The sequence below is a fragment of the Streptomyces sparsus genome, assembly GCF_054776295.1.
In genome coordinates, this window is record NZ_BAAHCA010000530.1 from 365 (window position 1) to 3,431 (window position 3,067).

1 protein-coding gene is annotated in these 3,067 nt (G+C 67.7%); it reads right to left on the reverse strand.

The window, feature by feature from the left end:
* Positions 1-64: 64 nt before the first annotated feature.
* Positions 65-2,587: an ATP-dependent Clp protease ATP-binding subunit gene (locus tag ACYVE9_RS19705; RefSeq protein WP_461029206.1), complete on the reverse strand. Its 2,523-nt coding sequence runs from the start codon at positions 2,585-2,587 to the stop codon at positions 65-67.
* Positions 2,588-3,067: the final 480 nt, after the last annotated feature.

Genomic DNA, 3,067 nt, shown 5'->3' on the forward strand with positions numbered 1-3,067 from the left:
CGGAACCGCGAACGGTTCCGGGGCCGAGTCAGTCGGTCGATCAGTCAGTCAGCCAGCCGACGGGTCAGGCTTCCTTGCTGAGGTTCGGGCCGTTGCCCGCGGCCTCGACCGGCGGGGCGTCCGGCAGTGCGGCCTTCTCCTCACCGCGGAAGGTGAACTTCGCCGTCTCGCCCTCACCCTCGACGTCCACGACCACGATGTGACCGGGGCGCAGCTCACCGAAGAGGATCTTCTCCGAGAGCAGGTCCTCGATCTCACGCTGGATCGTCCGACGCAGCGGCCGGGCACCCATCACGGGGTCGTAGCCGCGCTTGGCGAGCAGCTGCTTGGCTTCGCCGCTGAGCTCCAGGCCCATGTCGCGGTCCCGCAGACGCTCGTCCACCTGGGCGATCATCAGGTCGACGATCTGGATGATGTCTTCCTGCGTGAGCTGGTGGAACACCACCGTGTCGTCGACACGGTTGAGGAACTCCGGCCGGAAGTGCTGCTTCAGCTCGTCGTTGACCTTGACCTTCATGCGGTCGTAGTTGGTCTTGACGTCGCCCTGGGCGGCGAAGCCCAGGTTGAAGCCCTTGGAGATGTCCCGGGTGCCGAGGTTCGTCGTCATGATGATGACGGTGTTCTTGAAGTCCACGACCCGGCCCTGGGAGTCGGTCAGCCGACCGTCCTCCAGGATCTGGAGCAGCGAGTTGAAGATGTCCGGGTGGGCCTTCTCGACCTCGTCGAACAGCACCACGGAGAACGGCTTGCGGCGCACCTTCTCGGTGAGCTGCCCGCCCTCCTCGTAGCCGACGTAGCCGGGAGGCGAACCGAACAGCCGGGAGACGGTGTGCTTCTCGCTGAACTCCGACATGTCGAGGGAGATCAGCGCGTCCTCGTCACCGAAGAGGAACTCGGCGAGCGTCTTGGACAGCTCCGTCTTACCGACACCCGACGGGCCCGCGAAGATGAACGAGCCACCGGGGCGCTTCGGGTCCTTGAGGCCCGCACGCGTCCGGCGGATGGCCTGCGAGAGCGCCTTGATGGCGTCCTGCTGGCCGATGACGCGCTTGTGCAGCTCGTCCTCCATGCGCAGCAGCCGGGAGGACTCCTCCTCGGTCAGCTTGAAGACCGGGATGCCGGTGGACGCGGCGAGGACCTCGGCGATCAGCTCCTCGTCGACCTCGGCCACGACGTCCATGTCGCCGGCCTTCCACTCCTTCTCCCGCTTGGCCTTCTGGGTGAGGAGCTGCTTCTCGTTGTCCCGGAGGGAGGCGGCCTTCTCGAAGTCCTGCGCGTCGATCGCGGACTCCTTCTCCCGGCGCACGTTCGCGATCTTCTCGTCGAACTCGCGCAGGTCCGGCGGCGCGGTCATCCGGCGGATGCGCATCCGGGAGCCGGCCTCGTCGATCAGGTCGATCGCCTTGTCCGGCAGGAAGCGGTCGGAGATGTAGCGGTCGGCCAGCGTCGCGGCACCGACCAGCGCGGCGTCCGTGATGGAGACCCGGTGGTGGGCCTCGTAGCGGTCGCGCAGACCCTTGAGGATCTCGATCGTGTGCGGCAGCGACGGCTCCGCGACCTGGATCGGCTGGAAGCGGCGCTCCAGCGCGGCGTCCTTCTCCAGGTGCTTGCGGTACTCGTCGAGCGTGGTGGCGCCGATGGTCTGGAGCTCACCGCGGGCCAGCATCGGCTTGAGGATGCTGGCGGCGTCGATGGCGCCCTCGGCCGCGCCGGCACCGACCAGGGTGTGCAGCTCGTCGATGAAGAGGATGATGTCGCCGCGGGTGCGGATCTCCTTGAGCACCTTCTTCAGGCGCTCCTCGAAGTCACCGCGGTAGCGGGAACCGGCGACCAGGGCACCCAGGTCGAGGGTGTAGAGGTGCTTGTCCTTGAGGGTCTCGGGCACCTCGCCCTTGACGATCGCCTGGGCCAGGCCCTCGACGACCGCGGTCTTGCCGACGCCGGGCTCACCGATGAGCACCGGGTTGTTCTTGGTGCGGCGCGAGAGCACCTGCATGACCCGCTCGATCTCCTTCTCGCGCCCGATGACCGGGTCGAGCTTGGATTCGCGGGCGGCCTGCGTGAGGTTGCGGCCGAACTGGTCGAGCACCAGCGACGTCGAGGGCGTGCCCTCGGTCGGACCGCCGGCGGCGGCCGTCTCCTTGCCCCCGGAGTAACCCGAGAGCAGCTGGATGACCTGCTGGCGGACCCGGTTCAGGTCTGCGCCGAGCTTGACCAGGACCTGGGCGGCGACGCCCTCGCCCTCACGGATCAGGCCGAGCAGGATGTGCTCGGTGCCGATGTAGTTGTGGCCGAGCTGAAGGGCTTCGCGGAGCGACAGCTCCAGCACCTTCTTGGCACGGGGGGTGAAGGGGATGTGGCCGGACGGGGCCTGCTGGCCCTGGCCGATGATCTCCTCCACCTGCTGGCGGACCGCCTCGAGCGAAATCCCGAGGCTCTCCAATGCCTTAGCGGCGACACCCTCACCCTCGTGGATCAGGCCCAGGAGGATGTGCTCAGTGCCGATGTAGTTGTGGTTGAGCATCCGGGCTTCTTCCTGAGCCAGGACGACAACCCGCCGCGCGCGGTCGGTGAACCTCTCGAACATCGTTAATCGCTCCTCAGAGCGGTCAGTCAGTTAGGGGTAGGTCCCCTCCCTGTCCTTCCGCAGCTTAGTCCCGCAACGGGGGACCGCTCATTCCAACTGCCGACACCCGTCCCCGGCTCGCTGCCCCGAACGGCCGGCAACAGTTCCAACCCGATGGTGCGAGACGATGTTCCCGCAGGCCAGGAGTATCCACCCGCATTCAGTACGCCGATGGCGAACGCCCACCCTCTCGACACGCCCAGCAACGCCCAGCGACGCCCTTGCCCGGGCACCCGTCACACCGTCACACCCCCGTCCACTGGGGTTTTCCTACCCCTGACAATGACGGATCCATGCAGGATGCAGGGGTGGCATCCGCTACCGGCGAACAACGTCCTGCCGCCGAACGGCCCACCGGCGCCCGTCGGCGCTCCCGGGGCCGACGCGCCGGCGGTGCCGGTCGGGTGCCGGTCGGGTCCGGTCAGGGGTGCCGTCCTGCCC

What these genes read in the sequence shown, in the direction of transcription:
- ACYVE9_RS19705 (WP_461029206.1), bottom strand. Translation starts at nt 2,587, where the DNA reads ATGTTCGAGAGGTTCACCGACCGCGCGCGGCGGGTTGTCGTCCTGGCT.